Source organism: Lentilactobacillus rapi DSM 19907 = JCM 15042 (genome assembly GCF_001436255.1).
In the GTDB taxonomy this organism is placed as follows: domain Bacteria; phylum Bacillota; class Bacilli; order Lactobacillales; family Lactobacillaceae; genus Lentilactobacillus; species Lentilactobacillus rapi.
Genome location: NZ_AZEI01000071.1, coordinates 1 through 711 on the forward strand (window position 1 = coordinate 1; position 711 = coordinate 711).

A 711-nucleotide genomic window follows, 5' to 3' on the forward strand; every position below is an offset into this window, starting at 1 on the left:
GGGGCATGACTTCGAATCGATGCAACTCATTGCGCTTCGCAACCTGCACGGTTGCGTTTAAATTACTGGCTACATCGAGCTGAAAATTAACGCCTGAATAACCACCATCAACTAAGACATTTTGAACCTGGCGTAAATGCATGGCATGTAAAGCGATCATTGCACTGGCCCCGTCTCGATCAGAGACGTTCGCTCGCGTCATGTGAATGGCCTGCGGAAAGCCATTGATATCAACTGCCAGATGGCGCTTAATCCCCGAGATTTTCTTACCAGCGTCGTAACCTTTGTTTTCAGCAGTAGCGGTGTTTTTGACGCTCTGAGCGTCAACGATAATAAAGGAAGTTAAAGCTGAACGTCCTTGGTAAGTTCGCCGAGCAATGACAATTTTTTTAAAACTTGTTCCAATAAAGAATCAGCCGTAGGCTCAGCTTTAGTTGACCAAATTTTGTAATAGTTGTAAACTGACCGCCATTCTGGGAAATCACCGGGGACTTGACGCCATTGGCAACCGGTTTTCAAGACATATAGGACCGCACAGAAGACCTCGTAGAGGTCATATTTTCGAGGCTTAGTTCGCTTACGAAAATTTTCTAAAGCTGGTCGAATTAATTCAAATTGTTGCCGAGTAATATTGCTGGGATAATTTTTCATAGCTTAAACTCGCTTTTTACATAGAAGTATATCAAAAATCATAGATCTTGGACAGCTTCT

General features: G+C 43.2%; 1 pseudogene. It reads right to left on the reverse strand.

The annotated features are described in order from the left end of the window. Window positions 1-651, reverse strand: a pseudogene (locus FD12_RS13620) (IS5 family transposase); the annotation flags it as partial. Between the last annotated feature and the right edge of the window lie 60 nt (window positions 652-711).